20 protein-coding genes are annotated in these 18,203 nt (G+C 66.0%); 12 read left to right on the top strand and 8 right to left on the bottom strand.

Annotation, left to right across the window (positions count from 1 at the left end; translation table 11 throughout):
• Positions 1-10 precede the first annotated feature (10 nt).
• The 5 genes from KT882_RS21430 (at position 11) to KT882_RS21410 (ending at position 5,488) form a co-directional block, all read left to right on the top strand.
• Positions 11-1,084: a sensor histidine kinase gene (locus tag KT882_RS21430; RefSeq protein WP_228893259.1), complete on the top strand. Its 1,074-nt coding sequence runs from the start codon at positions 11-13 to the stop codon at positions 1,082-1,084.
• Complete coding sequence (locus KT882_RS21425; protein ID WP_161070545.1) at positions 1,081-1,695, top strand: response regulator transcription factor; 615 nt, start codon at positions 1,081-1,083, stop codon at positions 1,693-1,695. Before KT882_RS21430 ends, KT882_RS21425 begins: the two co-directional genes overlap by 4 nt.
• A 78-nt stretch (positions 1,696-1,773) precedes the next feature.
• Positions 1,774-2,196 carry a response regulator gene (locus KT882_RS21420; RefSeq protein ID WP_161070546.1) on the top strand — a complete coding sequence of 141 codons (423 nt, stop codon included), beginning with the start codon at positions 1,774-1,776 and terminating at the stop codon, positions 2,194-2,196.
• 11 nt (positions 2,197-2,207) lie between these two features.
• Positions 2,208-3,800 (top strand): putative bifunctional diguanylate cyclase/phosphodiesterase, encoded by a 1,593-nt coding sequence (locus tag KT882_RS21415; protein WP_161070547.1) that lies wholly within the window; start codon positions 2,208-2,210, stop codon positions 3,798-3,800.
• Positions 3,801-3,826: 26 nt separating this feature from the next.
• Positions 3,827-5,488, top strand: coding sequence for a methyl-accepting chemotaxis protein (locus tag KT882_RS21410; RefSeq protein ID WP_161070548.1), 1,662 nt, complete (start codon positions 3,827-3,829; stop codon positions 5,486-5,488).
• Between the two features lie 5 nt (positions 5,489-5,493).
• Here KT882_RS21410 and KT882_RS21405 read toward each other — a convergent pair whose 3' ends face one another.
• The gene (locus KT882_RS21405) at positions 5,494-5,994 is read right to left on the bottom strand and encodes an Ohr family peroxiredoxin (RefSeq protein WP_161070549.1); all 501 of its coding nucleotides are present in this window, start codon (positions 5,992-5,994) and stop codon (positions 5,494-5,496) included.
• A gap of 275 nt (positions 5,995-6,269) precedes the next feature.
• On the opposite strand from KT882_RS21405, the gene KT882_RS21400 reads away from it, so the two are divergent.
• Both KT882_RS21400 and KT882_RS21395 read left to right on the top strand, forming a co-directional pair.
• A complete protein-coding gene (locus KT882_RS21400) occupies positions 6,270-6,749 on the top strand; it encodes a carboxymuconolactone decarboxylase family protein (RefSeq protein ID WP_161070550.1) in 480 nt (159 codons plus the stop codon).
• 62 nt (positions 6,750-6,811) lie between these two features.
• Positions 6,812-7,324: a response regulator transcription factor gene (locus tag KT882_RS21395; RefSeq protein WP_228893258.1), complete on the top strand. Its 513-nt coding sequence runs from the start codon at positions 6,812-6,814 to the stop codon at positions 7,322-7,324.
• Here KT882_RS21395 and KT882_RS21390 read toward each other — a convergent pair.
• The 3 genes from KT882_RS21390 to KT882_RS21380 form a co-directional block, all read right to left on the bottom strand.
• Positions 7,308-7,802 (bottom strand): Ohr family peroxiredoxin, encoded by a 495-nt coding sequence (locus tag KT882_RS21390; protein WP_228893257.1) that lies wholly within the window; start codon positions 7,800-7,802, stop codon positions 7,308-7,310. The two genes, KT882_RS21395 and KT882_RS21390, sit on opposite strands and share 17 nt — an antisense overlap.
• Positions 7,799-8,542, bottom strand: a complete 744-nt coding sequence (locus KT882_RS21385) for an SDR family oxidoreductase (protein ID WP_228893256.1) — start codon at positions 8,540-8,542, stop codon at positions 7,799-7,801. The genes KT882_RS21390 and KT882_RS21385 overlap by 4 nt, the downstream gene beginning before the upstream one ends.
• 148 nt (positions 8,543-8,690) lie before the next feature.
• Positions 8,691-9,665: a LysR family transcriptional regulator gene (locus tag KT882_RS21380; RefSeq protein ID WP_228893255.1), complete on the bottom strand. Its 975-nt coding sequence runs from the start codon at positions 9,663-9,665 to the stop codon at positions 8,691-8,693.
• Positions 9,666-9,734: 69 nt separating this feature from the next.
• Between KT882_RS21380 and KT882_RS21375 the strand changes: the two genes are divergently transcribed.
• The 3 genes from KT882_RS21375 (at position 9,735) to KT882_RS21365 (ending at position 12,144) form a co-directional block, all read left to right on the top strand.
• Positions 9,735-10,748, top strand: coding sequence for a GlxA family transcriptional regulator (locus tag KT882_RS21375; RefSeq protein ID WP_161070555.1), 1,014 nt, complete (start codon positions 9,735-9,737; stop codon positions 10,746-10,748).
• A gap of 132 nt (positions 10,749-10,880) precedes the next feature.
• The gene (locus tag KT882_RS21370) at positions 10,881-11,291 is read left to right on the top strand and encodes a cupin domain-containing protein (RefSeq protein WP_407682018.1); all 411 of its coding nucleotides are present in this window, start codon (positions 10,881-10,883) and stop codon (positions 11,289-11,291) included.
• Between the two features lie 307 nt (positions 11,292-11,598).
• Positions 11,599-12,144 carry a hypothetical protein gene (locus tag KT882_RS21365; RefSeq protein ID WP_228893254.1) on the top strand — a complete coding sequence of 182 codons (546 nt, stop codon included), beginning with the start codon at positions 11,599-11,601 and terminating at the stop codon, positions 12,142-12,144.
• Between the two features lie 663 nt (positions 12,145-12,807).
• Here the strand turns inward: KT882_RS21365 and KT882_RS21360 are convergent.
• A complete protein-coding gene (locus KT882_RS21360) occupies positions 12,808-13,860 on the bottom strand; it encodes a DMT family transporter (protein ID WP_161070558.1) in 1,053 nt (350 codons plus the stop codon).
• A gap of 16 nt (positions 13,861-13,876) precedes the next feature.
• Positions 13,877-14,557, bottom strand: a complete 681-nt coding sequence (gene fabR, locus KT882_RS21355) for an HTH-type transcriptional repressor FabR (protein WP_161070559.1) — start codon at positions 14,555-14,557, stop codon at positions 13,877-13,879.
• Positions 14,558-14,713: 156 nt separating this feature from the next.
• On the opposite strand from fabR, the gene KT882_RS21350 reads away from it, so the two are divergent.
• Both KT882_RS21350 and KT882_RS21345 read left to right on the top strand, forming a co-directional pair.
• Positions 14,714-15,787, top strand: a complete 1,074-nt coding sequence (locus tag KT882_RS21350) for a ferredoxin reductase (RefSeq protein ID WP_228893253.1) — start codon at positions 14,714-14,716, stop codon at positions 15,785-15,787.
• Positions 15,788-15,805: 18 nt separating this feature from the next.
• Positions 15,806-16,987: a fatty acid desaturase family protein gene (locus tag KT882_RS21345; protein WP_161070561.1), complete on the top strand. Its 1,182-nt coding sequence runs from the start codon at positions 15,806-15,808 to the stop codon at positions 16,985-16,987.
• Between the two features lie 10 nt (positions 16,988-16,997).
• On the opposite strand, the gene KT882_RS21340 is transcribed toward KT882_RS21345, so the two are convergent.
• Positions 16,998-17,537 carry a lipocalin family protein gene (locus tag KT882_RS21340; RefSeq protein WP_228893252.1) on the bottom strand — a complete coding sequence of 180 codons (540 nt, stop codon included), beginning with the start codon at positions 17,535-17,537 and terminating at the stop codon, positions 16,998-17,000.
• Positions 17,538-17,604: 67 nt separating this feature from the next.
• Positions 17,605-18,069, bottom strand: a complete 465-nt coding sequence (locus tag KT882_RS21335) for a carboxymuconolactone decarboxylase family protein (RefSeq protein WP_267478621.1) — start codon at positions 18,067-18,069, stop codon at positions 17,605-17,607.
• Between the last annotated feature and the right edge of the window lie 134 nt (positions 18,070-18,203).

The following is an 18,203-nucleotide window of genomic DNA, read 5'->3' as shown; positions in this document are numbered from 1 at the left end:
AGGGCAGGGCATGGTCAGGGTTCAAGGCAGCCCCTTGTTGTCGCTGTTGCTGGTCGGCCTGACGCTGGCCATATTCGCCGTCGACGCGTTTACGCCGCTGGATGTGGCCATCGCCGTCATGTACGTGGTGGTGGTGCTGCTCTCGGCCAGCGTGTGGCGCCGGCGCGGCGTGATACTCACCAGCGCCGTGTGCCTGGGGCTTACTGTGCTGGCCTATGCCTTCTCGCACGCGGCCATGTTCTCCGGCCCCGCCTCCGGCCGCATGGTGGTCAGCCTGGCCGCCATCGGCATCGTTGCCTACCTGGCGCTGCGCTGGCAGGCCGCCACCAATGCGCTGATCGCGCGCGAGGAAGCGCTGCATCGCTCGCAGTCGCAGCTGGCCCATGTCACCCGTGTAACCATGCTGGGCGAGCTGGCCGCGTCCATTGCCCACGAAGTGAACCAGCCGCTGGCGGCCATCACCACCAATGGAGGTGCGAGCCTGCGCTGGCTGAACCGCGCGGAGCCGGATTTGGACGAAGCGCGCGCCGCCATCGGCAGCGTGCTGGAGGAGGCGGGCCGCGCCAGCGAAGTGATACGCCGTATCCGCGCGCTGGCGCGCCGCAGCGATCCGCGCCACCTGCCGCTGTCGCTGAACGAGGTGGCGCAGGAAGCGGCGCGCCTGGTGCGGCGCGAGCTGGCCAGCCACCAGGTCTCGCTCAACCTGGACCTGGCGCCGGACCTGCCGCAGGTATGCGGCGACCGCGTGCAGCTGCAGCAGGTGCTCATCAATTTGTTGATGAACGCCATGCAGGCCATGCAGCATTGCGCGCCCGGCGAGGCCTTGCTGCTGCTGCAGACCCGCATCCACGAGCAGGGCGGCGTGGTGTGCAGCGTGGCCGACACGGGCCCCGGCATTCCGCCTGAGCACCTGCCCAAGCTGTTCGACGCCTTCTTCAGCACCAAGGAGGAAGGCATGGGCATGGGCCTGCCGATCTGCCGCTCGATTATCGAAACCCACGGCGGCCGCATCTGGGCGGGCATGCCGCCGCGCGGCGCCATGCTGTGCTTTTCGCTGCCCGTCACGGAGGAGTGTTCCGCATGAACGTGTATATCGTCGACGACGACGCGCCGCTGCGCGCAGCCATTTCCAGCCTGCTGCGCTCCGTCGGCCTGCGCGTGTTCGATTTCGGTTCCGTGCCGCAGTTCCTGGCGCACCAGCGCGAGGAGGCGGCCAGCTGTTTGCTGCTGGACGTGCGCCTGCAAGGCATCAGCGGGCTGGAATTCCAGGCCGAACTCAATCGCGACGGCGTGTCCCTGCCGGTGGTCTTCATGACCGGCCATGGCGACATTCCCATGTCGGTGCGCGCCATGAAGGCCGGGGCGCTGGATTTCCTGGCCAAACCCTTCCGCGACCAGGACCTGATCGATGCGGTGAATTCTGCGCTGGAAGTGGACCGTGGCCGCAGGCAGCACAACCAGGCGCAGCATGCCTTGCAGGCGTGCTACCAGTCGCTCACGCCGCGCGAGCGCGAGATCATGGCGCTGGCCGCCAGCGGCTTGATGAACAAGCAGATCGCCGGCCAGGTGGGCACCAGCGAGATCACGGTCAAGATCCATCGCGGCAACGCCATGCGCAAGATGCAGGCGCGCACCTTTGCCGACCTGGTGCGCATGGCCGAGGCGCTGGGCATCGACACTGCACGCAAAGGATAATCTCTCTATACCCTTGTATGATTCCGCTACCAAGGCGCACACGGTATCTTGTTCCCATGCAGATTCAGGGAGTAAGCCGTGTCCAGTTCCACCACCAGCAGTACCAACCTTAGTGCCCGCGTAGCCATCGTCGACGACCACGACGCCGTGCGCGGCGCCGTCAGCAGTCTGCTGCGCTCCAGCGGCTATACCGTCACCGAATTCGATAGCGCCGAAAGCCTGCTGGCCGCCGGCGCCCAGCACGACTATAACTGCATCATCAGCGACCTGCAGATGCCTGGCATGAGCGGCCTGGAACTGCTGGAGCACCTGCGCCGCAACGGCTGCGGCGTGCCGCTGATTATGCTCACCGCCTTCCCCGAGCCTGCAGTGCGCCAGCGCGCGCAGCAGGGCGGCGCGGCCGCCTTCCTGAGCAAGCCATTCCAGTGCGACGAGTTGATGCACTGGGTTGCGCTATGCGTTGCCGAGTCCAACCCTTCCTCCGCCCCGTCCACCATCTAGGGAGCTAAAGCATGAGCACAACCATGAGCACAGCCATGAACACCGTTACGAGCAGCCTTCCGTCCGGCGCCGCGCCGCAGTTGCGCCTTCCGTCCGCGCCACGGCTGCGATGGAGCGCCTGCCATTCGCGCTGGGCCGCGTATGCGCTGCTGGTGTGCCTGATCACCGCCAGCGTGGCTTTATCTGTGCTGATAGAACGCTCGTCCGGCTCCGGCATGACGCGCCTGGTCCACCTGTTCGACATCGTGGCGCTGCTCACCGGCGCCTTCCTGCTGTACCACGTCCGTGCCCGCTTCCGCGTCGAGCAGCAGCTGGTGCACCAGGCCGGGCACGATCCGCTGACCGGACTGGCCCACCGCCGCTCCTTTGAAGCGCGCCTGCGCAGCCTGCCCGTGCGGCCGCACGCCGTGGTGCTGGGCACCATAGACCGCTTCTCGCGCATCGTGGGCGGCTATGGCCACGGCTTCGGCGACCGCATGATCATCGGCCTGACCAGCCGCATCCGCCAGGCCGCGGAGGCGCGCGGCGGCGAGGTGTATCGCCTGGACGGCGCCAACTTCGCTATCCTCTACCAGGGCCGTCTCGACAGCCCCGAATTCGACGCGGCCATCTCGGCGCTGCGGGCGGAAGTGGGCCAGCCCTACGTGTGCGAAGGCCACGAAGTGTTCACCACGCTGAGCCTGGGCGCCGTGTGCTACCCGCAGGACGGCGCCGAGCCGGAGATTTTGCTGAGGAACGCCGACGCCGCGCTGCAGGCGGCGCGCCAAGCCGGCGGCGACACGCTGGTGCATTACTCGGAAAGCTTGAACGCGCAGGCTGGCTTGCGGCTGGACCTGGAAGCCCAGCTGCGCCGCGCGGTGGAGCGCCAGGAACTGGAGCTGCACTACCAGCCGCAGCAATCGCTGTCCGACGGCGGCCTGATAGGCTTCGAGGCCCTGATACGCTGGCGCCGCGGCGAGGAGCTGGTGTCGCCGGCCCACTTCATTCCGCTGGCCGAGGAGTCGGGCCTGATCGTCTCCATCGGCGAGTGGGTGCTGGAGGAAGTGTGCCGCCAGCTCAGCCAGTGGCAGGCCGACAGCGGCCGCCGGCTGGTGGTGGCGGTGAACATCTCGCCGCGCCAGTTCGCCGCGCCGGGCTTCCTGGCGCATATCGAAGCGCTGCTGGCCAGCACCCATATTGACCCGTCCAGCATAGAGCTGGAGATTACGGAAGGGGTGATGATGGAGAACGCCGAAAGCGCCATCGTGCTGCTGCAGCGCCTGCGCGCACTGGGCCTGCGGCTGTCGATCGACGATTTCGGCACCGGCTATTCCAGCCTGGCCTACCTGAGCCGCTTCCCCATCGACAAGCTCAAGATCGACCAGTCCTTCGTGCGCAATATGGGCACCGTCAAGCAGCAGAGCGCCATCGTGCAGGCCACCATAGGCCTCGGCCACAGCCTGGGCATGACGGTGATCGCGGAGGGTGTGGAGACCGAAGCCCAGCGCGCGCTGCTGCACAGCTGGCAGTGTGACGAGATCCAGGGCTATCACTACAGCCGGCCCTTGCCCGCCCGCGCCGCATTGAATTTCCTGCAAGGCAGCGTGCAGCTGCGCGCCGCCTGAACCTATCCCCACACCGGAGACCGACAATGAACTGGTTCTATCACCTGAAGATTGCTCACAAACTGCTGGCCGCCGTGGCCGCCGTGATGGCGCTGACCGTGGCGCTGGGCGTGTTTTGCTTCCTGCAATTGCGGCATCTGCACAGCGTCAACAACGACATCACGCAGCGCTGGGCGCCTGCGGTGCGCAACGTGCTGCTGGTGAAATCCAGCCTGCTGCGCTTCCGCACCTACGAGCTGCAGCACGCGCTGTCGACCCAGCCGGTGGAATTCGACTACTACGAAGCGCAGATGAACGGCGAAATGGCGGAGATGCGGCGGGCGCTGGCGCTGTACGCGGCGGTGCCCAAGTCCGGCGCCGAGCAGGCCGACTTCGCCAAGTTCCGTTCCGCGCTGGATTCCTACGCCGCGGCGGTGCGCCAGGTGGTGCAGCTGGACCGCGCAGGCAACCACGCAGGCGCCATGGCGCTGCTGCGCGGCGAATCGCGCACCTATAATTTCGAGGCGACGGACCTGGTGGGGCGCCTGGTGGCGGCGGGAGAGCAGGGCAGCGACGCGGCGGCGGCCTCCGCAGCCGGCGCCTACGCCAAGTCGCGCAGCATGATTACCGCGCTGATCGCGGCCACGGTGGTGCTGGGCATGCTGATGGCGGCCTGGGTGGCGCGCCTGATCTCGCGGCCTTTGCAGCAAGCGGTGGACATCGCACGGCGCGTGGCGGGCGGCGACCTGCGCGCCGTGGCGGCAACTTGCTGGCGTGACGAAACCGGCGATCTGCTGCGCGCCCTGAACGGCATGAGCGCCCGCTTGCAGCAGATGGTGGGCCAGGTGCGCGGCGGCGCGGACACGGTGGCTGCGGCCTCCGCGCAAATTGGCGCCGGCAATGCCGACCTGGCCAGCCGCACCGAGCGCCAGGCCGCGTCGCTGGAGGAAACCGCCGCCACGATGGAGCAGCTCACCGTCACCGTGGGCCACAATGCCGACAAGGCGGAGCAGGCGCACGGCCTGATGGAGCGCACCGCCGCCGAGGCGCAGCAGGCCGAGCGCGCGGTGGGCGCCATGCTGGCCACCATGGAAGGCATAGACGCGTCGTCGCGCCGTATCGGCGACATCGTGGGCCTGATGGACGGCATCGCTTTCCAGACCAATCTGCTGGCGCTGAACGCTGCGGTCGAAGCGGCGCGGGCGGGCGAACAGGGACGCGGCTTCGCCGTGGTGGCGGGCGAAGTGCGCAGCCTGGCTCAGCGCAGCGCGCAATCGGCCAGGGAGATCAAGCAGCTGATCGCCGCGTCCATCGAACAGGTAGGCGAGGGCAGCCGCGTGGTGCGCGGCGCCGGCTCCGCCATAGGCGCGGTAACCGGCGGCGTGCAGCGCGTGGCAGGGCTGGTGGCCGACATCAGCTCCGGCAGCCGCGAGCAGAGCATAGGACTGCAGCAGCTCAACGCCACGCTGGCCGAACTGGACGGCGCCACCCAGCAGAATGCATCGCTGGTGGAGGAGTCGCTTGCCGCCACGCTGTCGCTGGGCGAGCAGGCGCAGCGCCTCACGCGCAGCGTGGACCTGTTCCGCCTGCAGGACGAGAAGCTGGAAGAAGGAGTGATCGACATGGCCATCTCCGCGCCCGCGCCCGCGCGCGGCGCCTTGCGCGGCGGCGCGGTGCGCCGGCCGGTCTACGTGGCGGGCGTGGTCTGAGCGTGCTAGGCCACGACGGTGACCACGTTGAGCAAGCCCTCGCGCGCCATCTTGGCGTAGGGGCAGACGCGTTCGGCGTTGCGCACCAGTTCTTCCGCCGTGCCCTGGCGCAGGCCGGGCAGGCGGATCTTCACGTTGGCCATGAGCAGATACATGCCGTCCACCGGATCGCGCGCGAACGACACCGCAACCTCGACGGAACAGCCGGCGGCGCTGAGTCCCGCCTTGGCCGCCAGCAGGTACAGCACGCCGTGGAAGCAGGCCGCAAAGCCCGCCGCGAACAGCTGCTCCGGATTGGTGCCGCCGCCCGGGCCGCCCAGTTCGGGCGGCAGGCGCAGCGCCAGCTCCAGGTTGCCGTCGTCCGAGCGCGCCACACCCGAGGCGCGTCCGTGTCCAGCCTCGCCGCCGGTCACGGTCACTGTGGTGGTGTAGAGCGGCTGGATGTCCTGGCCGACGTATTTGTCGAGCAGCGACAAGGGCGGCGCGGTTGGTGCTGGCGGCTTCATTTTCTGGTGGTCTCCTGGTGGCGGGTGCGCGGATGCGCACGGTGCGGGCCAGTGTAGGCCGGCGCCGCCGCCGCCGGTAGATACGCGCCGGGGTGCACGCTGGTGAGCGCCGTGCACCAGTGCTGGCCGCGTGTTTTGCTGCGTGCGCGTATTGGTGCCTGGCGCTCACCAGCGTGAGGCCCTCCATGCGTCTACCGGAGCAGCTGGCGCGCTCCTAGAATGATTCTGTGCCGCGAGCTTCCGCAAGCGGACTAATACCCAACCAGGAGATCATCATGACGCAGCGTATCAACTACCAGGAGCAATCCCCCGAGCTGTTCAAGAAACTCGTCGAACTCAATACCGTCATCAAGCAGGGCGCGATTGAAGAATCCATCCTCGACCTGGTGGCCATCCGCGCATCCCAGATCAACGGCTGCGGATTCTGCGTGGACATGCACATCAAGCAGGCCACCATCCACGGCGAGCGCGCACTGCGCCTGCACCACCTGGCCGCATGGCGCGAATCGACACTCTTCATTCCGCGCGAGCGCGCCGCGCTGGCATGGACCGAAGTGCTGACCCGCCTGCCGGAGCAGGGCGTGCCGGACGATATCTATGAGCGCGTGCGCACGCAGCTGTCCGAAAAAGAGCTGTCCGACCTGACCTTCGAAGTCATGGCCATCAATGCGTGGAACCGCATCAACGTCGCCTTCAAGTTCGTGCCCGGCTCTTACGACAAGGCCTTCGGCCTGGACAAAGCCCACCTCGAATAAACCCCCTGGCGCGGCGCGGGGCGGCTTCCGCAGCCGTTCCCGCCAGCCGCATGGAGCCCACTATGAATGCCCCTCTACTGCCATTCGCCAGCCGTCCTGTGGCCCAGCGCATCAAGGTCTACTTGATGCACAGCTCACCCATTGTTCGCGCGGGGCTGGGCGCCATGCTGGCCGGCGAGCCGGACCTGGAAGTCAGCGCGCCGGTACAGTGGCCATGCGCCGACGAAGCCTGCGTAGTGATTGCCGATTACTTCTCCGCCCTGCGCGCCGCGCGCGATTGCGGCCAGGCCCCGGCCCAGTCGGCGCGCGCCATGCGGCTGCTGGTGGTGAGTTCGCAAGGCAAGGCGGGAGAAGTGCGGCACGCGGTCGACAGCGGCGTGCACGGCTATCTGCTGCAGGAGGCCGACGCCGGCGAGCTGCTGGAATGCGTGCGCCTGCTGGGCATAGGCGTGGGCACGGTGAAGACCCATATGAAGCAGCTGATGCACAAATTCGACGTCTCCACCCGCACGCAAGTGGTGCTGAGCGCGATGGAGCAGGGGCTGCTGGGCGTGCCTTTCAGTCCACCAGCGTGACCACGCTGAGCAGGCCTTCGCGCGCCATCTTGGCGTAAGGGCAGACGCGTTCGGCGTTGCGCACCAGTTCCTCGGCGGTGCTCTGCTTCATGCCAGGCAGGCGTACCTGCAGTGCGGACGTGAGCAGATACATGCCATCCATCGGATCGCGCGCAAACGAGACCGACGCCTCCACCGAGGTGCCGGCCGCGCTCAGGCCAGCCTTGGCCGACAGCAGGCTGATGACCCCATGAAAGCAGGCCGCAAAGCCGGCCGCAAAAAGCTGTTCGGGATTGGTGCCGCCGCCCGGGCCGCCCAGTTCGGGCGGCAGGCGCAATTGCAGCTCGAGATTGCCGTCGTCCGAGCGGGCCACGCCGGAGGCGCGCCCGTGTTCGGCCTCGCCCCCCGTCACCCGCACCGTCGTTGTATAGAGGGACTTGATATCCTGCCCTACATACTTGTCGAGCAGTGAAAGCGGCGGGGGCGCGAGCGGTTTCATTTCTTCTGCAGCCAGTTCCGTATGGTGGCCGTGCCCAGGCGCGCCTTGCCCGCCGGGACCAGGGTGCGCTCGCCCAGCAGCGCGCCGAAGTAGCGCGCGCCGGCGTCGGCTTCCACCTTGCGCGTATCGCCGATGGACACCAGGTACTGCTGCACCAGCCCGGACAGGGGGAAGGCTTCCGGACCGGCGATTTCCACCGTGCCATTGACCGGCGCGGCGGTGGCGTAATCGGCCATGGCCAGCGCCACGTCGTCCGACGAGATAGGCTGCACCAGGGCAGGGGACAGGCGCACGGTGTTGCCGTCCGCGCCGGATTGCGCTATCCCGCCGAGGAATTCGAAGAACTGGGTTGAGTGCACGATGGTGTAAGGCACCTTGCCTTCCTTGATCAATTTTTCCTGCGCTATCTTAGCCCGGAAATAGCCGCTTTCGGCCAGCAGGTCGGTGCCCACCACGGACAGGGCGATGTGGTGCTTCACGCCCGCCTCGGTTTCCGCCTTGAGCAGGTTGCGGCCGGAGGCGGTGAAGAAGGCCAGCACGTCGGCGTCCGCGAAGGACGGCGAGTTGGCCACGTCGATCACCACGTCGGCCCCGGCCAGTACCGCAGCCAGGCCCTCGCCGGTGACGGTGTTGACGCCGGAATTGGGCGAGGCCGCGATGGCCTCGTGGCCGCGTTCCTGCAGGATCTTGATGGTTTTGCTGCCTATCAGGCCGGTGCCACCAATGACGACGATTTTCATGATGAAGCTCCTCTTATTGCGCTCAGAGCGGCTGAGCTGTCCGGTTGCGGAGATCGCGGTACAAGGCCAGTGTAGGCCGCGTCCGGGCGCGCCGGTAGGCGCGTGGACGACAGCACAGTGGTGAGCGGCAGGCACCAATCAGGGCGGATCAGGGCGGGGAGAAATTGCCGATGCAGTACAGGTCCAGCGCGCGGACCTGCAAGGTGATGTAGTCGATGAAGACGCGGGTGCGGGTGGGCAGGTGGCGCCGGTTCAGGTAGCAGAGATAGTGGCCGCGGTCGTCCGGCGCGTACTGCGGCAGCACCGCCACCAGCTGCCCGCTGCGCAGCAGCTCGCACACCTGGTAGCCGGCCAGCTGCGCCAGGCCTTCGCCGTTCAGCACGGACTGCAGCACCAGGTCGGCGTCGTTGAAGGTGCAGGCGGCCTTGGGCAGCAGGGTGCGCGCCACGCCGCCCACCCGGAATTCCCATTCCTCCACGCGGCCGGTGGCGAGCCGGTAGGTGATGCAGCGGTGTTCGGCGATCTCCTCCACGCTGGCCGGCAGGCCGCACTCCTGCGCGTAGGCGGGCGAGGCGCACACCAGCAGCTGCATGGGGATGAGCTGCTTGGCCACCACCTGGCTGTCGTCCACGCGGCCGTTGCGGAAGGCCACATCGACGCGCTTGGCGATGAAGTCGGTGGGGTTGCTGTCCAATACAAGATCCACCGCAATGTCGGGATACAGCGCCCGGAAGCCGCTCAGCAGCGGCGCCACCACCTTGCGGCCGAAGCCGGCCGTGGCGCACAGGCGCAGCTGGCCGCGCGGCGCGCCCGAGCGCAGGTCGCGCATCTCCTCCACGGCCTGCACGATGCGCTCCACGCCGGGGCTGCAATACTCGTAAAATAATTCTCCCTCGCTGGTGAGGGTGGTGCTGCGGGTGGTGCGCAGGAACAAGCGCGTATCGAGCTGGGTTTCCAGTTTGAGGATGCTGCGGCTAACGGCGGAACGTCCTATGCCCAGGCGGTCCGCCGCCCTGGCGAAGCTGCCTTCCGTGGCAACGGCGATGAACGCGACCACGCCGGCGTAGGTGGTGGCGAAGCTGGACGCCAGCGCGTCGCTTTCTGCTGCGGAGAATGAATTCATGTTTTCCAGAGCATTATTCTGAGACAATATTGACAGCAAGTAGACTAAACCCGCAGGAGCAGCCCGTAAATGCCAAACAACAGCGATTTTCTGCCAAGCGCGCCTGGCCAACGCCTGGTGCTGTTTGTGGCTTTCCCCGGCATGTGCATGCTGGATATGGCCGGCCCTCAAACCGTGTTCTGGTGTGCGGACCGCGTGATGCAGGAGCGCGGCCGGCCCGGCTATGCGCGTCACACGGTCAGCCTGGAGGGCGGGCCGGTGCCCACGCTGGAGGGTGTGCCCATGCTCACGGAAGCGCTGTCCGCCTTTGATACGGCGGGTGTGGACACCATCGTCGTGCCCGGCGCGCCCAATATCGAACAGGTGCTGGTGCACGCGCAGCCGCTGGTGGACTGGCTGCGCGCGGCGGCGGCCAGCGCGCGCCGCACCACGTCCGTGTGCAGCGGGGCGTTTGTGCTGGCGCAGGCAGGGCTGTTGGACGGCAAGCGCGCCGCCACGCACTGGGCTTTGAGCGACCGCTTGAAGGAGCTGCACCCGACGGTGGAAATCGACCGCGAAGCGATCTTCATCCGCCAGGGCGGCACCTGGACGTCGGCTGGCGTCACCGCCGGCATCGACCTTGCGCTGGCGCTGGTGGAGGCCGACTGCGGGCGCGACGTGGCGTTGGCCGTGGCGCGCGAACTGGTGATGTTCGTCAAGCGGCCCGGCGGGCATGCGCAGTTCAGCGCCTTGCTGGAATCGCAGCTGAGCGACGGCGACCGCTTTGAAGAACTGCACCTGTGGCTGGCGGACAATCTCGCCAGTGCCGGGCTGACGGTGGAGGCGCTGGCCGCACGCGCGCTGATGAGCCCGCGCAATTTCTCGCGCGTCTACAAGGAGACCACCGGCCGCACGCCGGCCAAGGCGGTGGAGATGTTCCGGCTGGAGGCGGCGCGGCGCATGCTGGAAGACTCCAGCCGCAATATCGACCAGATCGCCCGCGACTGCGGCTTTGGCGACGAAGGCCGCATGCGGCAATGCTTCCAGCGCAACCTGTCGGTGTCGCCCAGCGCCTACCGCGAGCAGCGCGGCAGCGCCGCCTGATTTGTCCCGTATTTGTCCCTGATTGGTGCCTGCCGCTCACCAGCGTGCGGCCCGCCGCAGGCCTACCGGTGACGGCCGCGCACTCCTAGAATTGATCCTGTTGCAGCCCCTCATCCCAACAGGAGTATCACAATGGACATCAAGAACATCTGCCTGGGCCTGGCCCTGAATGCCGCCATGGCCGTGGGCATGCCGACGGCGCACGCCGCGCCCGGCGGCATTTCCGTCAAGCCCCTCATCAACAAGGACGTGGCCGAAATGCCCGGCAAGGAGCTGCTGATGATCTCCGTGGAATACGCGCCCGGCGGCGAAGACCCGGTGCACCGCCACGACGCGCACGGCATCGTCTACGTGCTGGAAGGCTCCGTCGTCATGGGCGTGAAGGGCGGCAAGGAAGTCACGCTGAAGCCGGGCGACACCTTCTACGAAGGCCCGGCCGACCTGCACACCGTGGGCCGCAACGCCAGCAAGACCAAGCCCGCCAAGTTCGTCGTCTTCCTGCTCAAGGAAAAGCAAAAGCCGGTGCTGATACCGGTGCCGTGATGCTGCTACGGCCTGGCCGGCTCGCGCCACACCGCCATCGACTCGTCCACCGACATGCCGCGCACCCTCGGGACGGGCCAGTTCATGAGCGCTGATCGCGCCCGCATGCGCGCCCTGCCAGCCCAGCAGGCTGGCGGCAAGTGAGGCGAGTTTTCTGCGTAGGGACATGGCGACGGGGCAGGCTGGTCATGCCGGACAGTATAGTCAACCTAATCAGATGAAAATTACTTCCTGTATTGATGTGCGTATAGCGGGCCATCGGCTATCTGCCGAACAGCTCGCTTATCATGGACCTTAAGGGGGAGCCATGGAAGACCGCGCAGAGTTCTACAGGAACAATGTCCAGGCAATTGAGCAGCTGCTATTGGAGCATGAGGTCGCAGATTTTTTTCGTGGCAACCTATACTTGCACGTTGATGGGCATGCTGAAGGCATCCCGCTGATTGAACTGGAATTGCCCGATCTTGGCGAAGGGCCTGTCAGCTTGTCGCCGGTTGATGTTGGCCGCTTGTTCTTTGCGCCGGATGAATCATTGATTGACTTTGCGCGCATTAACGAAGGCAATGACGGCAGCCCCGCTGGTTTCAGCGTAATTTCGGACAGTCCATTCGTTCAGGACGGTTATCCAATCCAGGTTATTGCGTATCGCAAGAACGACGGCCATGCGCTTCTGCTGAAAAACCTGCATTTGCGCACTCTCTTGTTGTCGCCGGAGGCTCCAGAAAAGTTTGCGACGATCGCTTTTGGCCTAATGGCGACTACTGCATACCGGTTCGGCTTTTTGGAAATCACGCTCTATGCGGCAGGCAGGGGGCCAATTCAACGCAATGACCCCGACGAGCTGGTGGGATAGGCAGTCTGGCCAAAATTTGGTTTTGATGCTGAACTTGAAGCTGTCGACCTGCAAATGGCGCCGGAGCATGTGAGGCGCTGCCGGACCGTTCTTGAAGTTGCCGAGATCGCTCCAGAATGGTGGGCGGCGCGCGGTATTGGCTGTTTCATGTCATTCGGTTTGAGGCCAAACAGCCGCTCATGGATGGTCCTGTTAGAATATCTTTATCGGACCGTGGAGGGTTGATGCAATGCCATTCCCAAAAAAAACATCTCTACTTCCACAGCATACTGTGGAGTCGTATAAGGAGCTGGCGCGCCTACGCCGTGCTGCTAGCGAGCTACGGTTGGGTGCTTTGTCCGACGGAGCAACAGCAAAGTTTGAGGACCGGAAAGCGCCCCCGGCGGACGCTAACGTAACGATCCTCAAGGATGGGGGCAAGGTAACAGTCCTGCTAGGTAAAACGCGGCCCATAACGAAACTCAGCACGAAAGCTGCGCTCGGCCACTCAGACCTGTCTATACCCGAGCTCAAAACAGAGAAAGATTCCATTAGGAATCTGGCGAAGCGCAAACGCGCCATTCGGCAAGCAGGCATACCAGAGGATTGATCCCCGCGCTCCGCCGAGCAGACATGCCGAATTGGCAAGCCGGCCTGTCCGTGCGCGCGCAGTTCGCCGCGTGTTCAATGATCGTGACGATGATGTATGTCGGGGTAATGGGGATGGCTGTGCCGCAGCGGCGCGTGCGCATGAGCATGCGCGTGCGGCTCGGCGCCATCCCACTCGAAGTCATGTTCGTGCTGGTGGTGTTCGTCGTGGCTGTGCATATGCGCATGTGACATCGGAAGGTGTTCGTGCTCATGCGCGTGCGATTCCGTCAGGTGCAGCCAGATGCCTCCGCCCATGAGTGCGGCCGCGATCCAGAATAAGGCGCCAGGCACTTCGCCCAGCGTCAGCAGCGATAGCGCTGCGCCTGCAAAAGGCGCAGCCGAGAAATAGGCGCCCGTGCGGGCCGTGCCCAGATGGCGCAGCGCGAGCACAAAGAGCACCAAACTCAGGCCATAGCCGCAGAAGCCCACCACGGCGGCTAGCAGCACCGTTTGCGCTTCCGGCATGGCGCCTCCTAGCGCAAGTCCGATCGCCAGGTTGACCGATCCGGCCACCAGTCCTTTTATGCCGGCGATCTGCAGCGGATCGCTTGCCGACACTTTGCGCGTTAGATTGTTGTCGATGCCCCAGCACAGGCAGGCCCCGGCAATGGCGATTGCTCCCCAAGGCAGCCCCGAGGCAGGCGCCTGCTCCCACGAGAGCATTAGGCCGGCGGCAACGATGAGCAGCATGCCGATAAAAATGCGGCGGTCGAAGTTTTCCTTGAATACAAACCAGGCCAGCATGGAGGTCAGCACCCCTTCCATGTTCAGCAGCAGCGACGCCGACGAAGCGGAAACGGTACTGAGCCCGGCCATCAGAAGCAGTGGCCCGGCCACGCCGCCTGCGGCAACGGCGCCGGCAAACCAGGGCAAATCATGTCGGGTGAGTGCGACAGGTTTGTCCCGGGCATTGCGCTTGATGACTGCGCGCGCCGCATAGCAAGCCAGAAGGCCGATCCCGCTGCCCAGATACAAGACGCCGGCGAGCGCCACCGGCGGCATTTGGCCCACCAGGGTCTTGGCGAATGGCGTGCTGGCGCCGAACAGTAGGGCTGCCAGCAGAGCGTAGACGACACCTGCATGCATAAAAATGTCCGAATCGCTACCCGCGGCGCGACAGCACCGCCGCCTGGTGGGCGTCCTTCTCCTGCCACTTGGATGCGCCCAGCAGGATCACGTGCAGCTGCTGCACGAAGTTCTCCTCCATCTCGCCCTCCAGCAGCGGCTGGCCGGGCGGCAGGTCCAGGATGTCGGTGGCGGCGGCCAGCATGGTCATGACGATCAGGCCGCACACCATTTGCAGGCGCGGGGTCGGCAGGTCGCGGTAGCGGCCCAGCGCGCGGATGTCCTGCGCCATCTCGTTGGTGAAGTGGGTCACGTCGGTGCGGATGGCCAGGCGCAGGATGCGGCTGCCGCCCGAGCGCTCGGTGGCGATGAACTGGAACTGCAGCCGGTTCGCCTTCACATAGTCCAGGTACACCCGCACCGAACGGCGCAGGATGGAGCCGCGCGACACGTCGATCTGGCGCGCTTCGCGCAGCAGGCGGCGCAGCGTGATGCCGGTTTCGTCCACCAGCTCCAGCCCCAGTTCGTCCGTGTTGCGGAAGTGGCGGTAGAAGGCGTTCGGCACCACGCCGGCCTGGCGCGCGATCTCGCGCAGCCCCAGGCTGGTGAAGCTGCGGCCTTCGCCCACCAGCGTCAGCGCCGCTTGCAGCAGGGCCTTGCGGGTGCCGGTCTTGCGCTCCGGCCGCGCCGCGCCTTCGTCTGATTCATGCTCGATCATGGCTTCCTTGTGTACAGGTGTACCGTCATTTTACACGTGCAATTCACGGAAATGTGACGGGCGTGTGACGTGGCTGCCTATTTGTTGTGCAGACGGGACTTGACTTGATGTGTACAAGTGTCCACAATCATGGCTATTCTTATTATTTGCTATGCCATGACACTACGAGCATCCCTGGCGCGCCTGGCGGACATGTTTGCCTATCCGCTGCGCCATTCGCACTATGTGGAGCTGGTGAACCCGCTCTGGACCACGCACGCGCTGATGGCGCGGGTGGTGGGCGTGCGCGAGGAAACGGCCGACAGCCGCACGCTGACCCTGCGCCCCGGCGCCGGCTGGCGCAGCCACCGACCCGGCCAGTTCGTGCGCCTGGGCGTGCCGATCGGCGGCCAGCGCCATACCCGCACTTATTCCATTTCGTCCGCGCCCGACCGCGAAGACGGCTGCATCACCGTCACCGTGAAGGCGGTGCCGGAAGGGCGCGTGTCCGAGCGCCTGGTGCGCCAGGTGCGCGTGGGCGAATACCTGCCGTTGGGCGAGCCGCAGGGGGACTTCGTGCTGCCCGAGTCCATGCCCGTGCATCCGCTGTTCATCACCGGCGGCAGCGGCATCACGCCCATCATGAGCATGCTGCGCAACTATGTGCAGGAATACGAAGTGGTGCCGGACACGGTGCACCTGCACTACGCGCCGCGCGAGCGCGACGTGATCTTCGGCGGCGAGCTCGATACGCTGGCGTCCACCCAGCGCCACTACCAGCTGTTCCGCCACTACACCCAGGACGGCGGCGCGCGCTTCAGCGCCGAACAGCTGGAAGCGGCCTGCCCGGACTGGCGCGAGCGCGAAGTGTGGGCCTGCGGCCCGGCCAGCCTGCTGGCGGCGGTGGAGGCGCACTGGCAGGCCGCCGGCCTGTCGCACCTGCTGCACGTGGAGCGCTTCCACGCGCCCATGGCGGCCGGCACCGACGCCGCCACCGCCGGCCGCGTGCTGTTCGCGGGCAGCGCCACCGAGGCGCAGTCGGACGGCGTGACCAATCTGCTGCGCATCGCCGAAGATGCCGGCCTTAATCCCAAGCACGGCTGCCGCATGGGCATCTGCCACGGCTGCGACACCAAGCTGGTGAGCGGCTGCGTGCGCGACCTGCGCAACGGCGCCCTGATCGCCGAGCCGGGCGACACCGTGCAAGTCTGCGTCTGCAGCGCGGTCGGCGACGTCGAACTGGCGCTGTAACCACCCAACGAGAATTCCATGCCTATTCCATCCCACCTTACTCCCTCCGACATCGCAGCCTTTGGCGGCGAGATCGAAGCGATCCGCAACGAAGTCATGGCCAGCCGCGGCGAGCGCGACGCGCGCTATGTGCGCCGCCTGCTGAAAGTCCACCGCTGCCTGGAAATCGGCGGCCGCCTGGGCATCTACGCCAGCCTGGCGCTGCTGCCGCAATGGGGCCACGCGCTGGCCGGCTGGGCCTTCTTCTGGCCCGTGATGGTGCTGGGCGTGCTGACGCTGGGCGCGGCCAAGATCCTGGAAAACATGGAGATCGGCCACAACATCCTGCACGCGCAATGGGACTGGCTGCGCGATCCGGAGATCCAGTCCGGCCGCTGGGAGTGGGACCACGTTTGCCCGTCCGACCAGTGGAAGCACGCGCACAACGTCAAGCACCACACCTGGACCAATGTGCTGGGCAAGGACGCCGACGTGGCGGGCTACGGCCTGCTGCGCCTGTTCTCGGGCCAGCGCTGGAAGCCCTTCAACCTGGGCAACCCGCTGTGGGCCTTGCTGCTGGCGGTGTTCTTCGAGTGGGGCATTGCGATCCAGGAGCTGGAGCTGGGCCGCGTGATCCAGGGCCGCATGAAGTGGTCCGCGCTGCGCCCCATGTGGCTGCGCACGCGCGCCAAGATCCTGCGCCAGGCGCGCAAGGACTACCTGCTGTTCCCGCTGCTGGCCGGACCGTTCTTCTTCTACGTGGCGGGCGCCAACGCGGTGGCCAATATCGTGCGCAATCTGTGGACCTACCTGATCATCTTCTGCGGCCACTTCCCGATGGACGTGCATGTGTTCACGAAAGCGGAAGTGGAGAACGAAACCCGCGCGCACTGGTATGTGCGCCAGCTGCTGGGCTCCTGCAATATCAAGGGCGGCAAGCTGTTCCACATCATGAGCGGCAACCTGAGCCACCAGATCGAGCACCACCTGTTCCCTGACATGCCGAGCAACCGCTACGCCGAAGTGGCGCCGCGCGTGCGCGCGCTGTGCGCCCAGTACCGCCTGCCGTACAACACCGGCTCGCTCACGCGCCAGTTCGGCACGACGGTGCTGCGCATCCTGCGCATGAGCTTCCCCGGCTACAGCCCCTTGCTGGACGGCCCGCCGCCCAAGCGCGCACCGCGCGCCCGCAGCACGGGCGACACGGCCAGCCCGGCCTGATTACCTATTCCTACTGCTTGGCAGCCTGCGGCGTGTTCACCAGCTTCTGCAGGCTGTATCCCTGTTTCTCCAGCCGCGCCAGCAGCGCCGCATAGGCTTGCGGCTCCACCGTTGGCGTGCGCGACAAAATCCACAAGTACTCGCGTTTGGGCTCGCTGACGGCGGCCAGCTGGTACTGCTCGTCCAGATCGATCACCCAGTAGTCGGCCCACACCATGGGCAGGAAGGACAGCCAGGCCGGCGCGAAGCGCACTTCCAGCTTGGGCGAAGTGGCGCCGCCAACCTGGCGGCCTTCGGCGGTGGCGGAGATGGCTTCTCCCGGGCCGGTGTCGCAGCGGTTGGTCACCTGCACCGTTTTGTCGGGCTGCAGCGCGTAGTTCGCGGTGGTGTTGCCCACGCATTTGCGCTGGAAGTAGTTGGGGTATTTTGCGATTTCGTACCAGGTGCCCATATAGCGCGGCACGTCCAGCGCGGCGATGGGTTGCACAGGCGCAGCCAGTGCGCCCGTGCAGGCCAGGAAGAGTGCGGCGGCGGCCGATAGTTTGAACATGGATGCCTTCTGTGGTCAAAGCGCCATGATAGCGCCTTGGCCGCATCCGCGCCGCCGCGATGGCTGCTTACATGCCCGGCGCCGGCACTTCCGGGATCTGGTTGCGCAGGCTCAGGTTAATCATGTTCCAACCCTTGATGACGGAGATGGCGTAAGCCAGTTCGGCCACTTCGGTGTCGTTGAAATGCTCGCGCAGCTCGGCGTAGGCCTTGTCGGTGTCGTCCTTGTGCGGCAGGGCGTTCACGGCTTCGGCCCAGCCCAGCGCGGCGCGTTCGCGGGCGCTGAAGAAGGACAGCGGGGCTTCGCGCCAGCCGGCGATGGCGTTCAGGTGGCGGTAGTCCGCGCCTTGCTTGACCAGGTCGCGCCAGTGCATGTCGATGCACATGCCGCAGCCGTTGATCTGCGACACGCGCAGATTGACCAGTTCCACCAGGCGCGGGCCCAGCGAGCTTTGCTTGACCGCGCCGGACAGGGCGATCATGGCTTTCAGTGGGGCAGGGGCCAGGGTGAAGAATGGGATACGTGCGCTCATGATGGTCTCTCTTTCAGTATTGGCAGCACCCGGTGTGCTGCCTTCATACTCATAAGACGTGGGCGGCCGCGCGCTTGTGACAGCTTTTCGAAAATAATTTCGATTATTCGTTCAGGTAAGCTCTGCGCACAAGG

Source organism: Pseudoduganella aquatica, assembly GCF_020865585.1.
In the GTDB taxonomy this organism is placed as follows: domain Bacteria; phylum Pseudomonadota; class Gammaproteobacteria; order Burkholderiales; family Burkholderiaceae_D; genus Rugamonas; species Rugamonas aquatica_A.
This window is presented reverse-complemented; position numbering and strand designations above follow the sequence as displayed.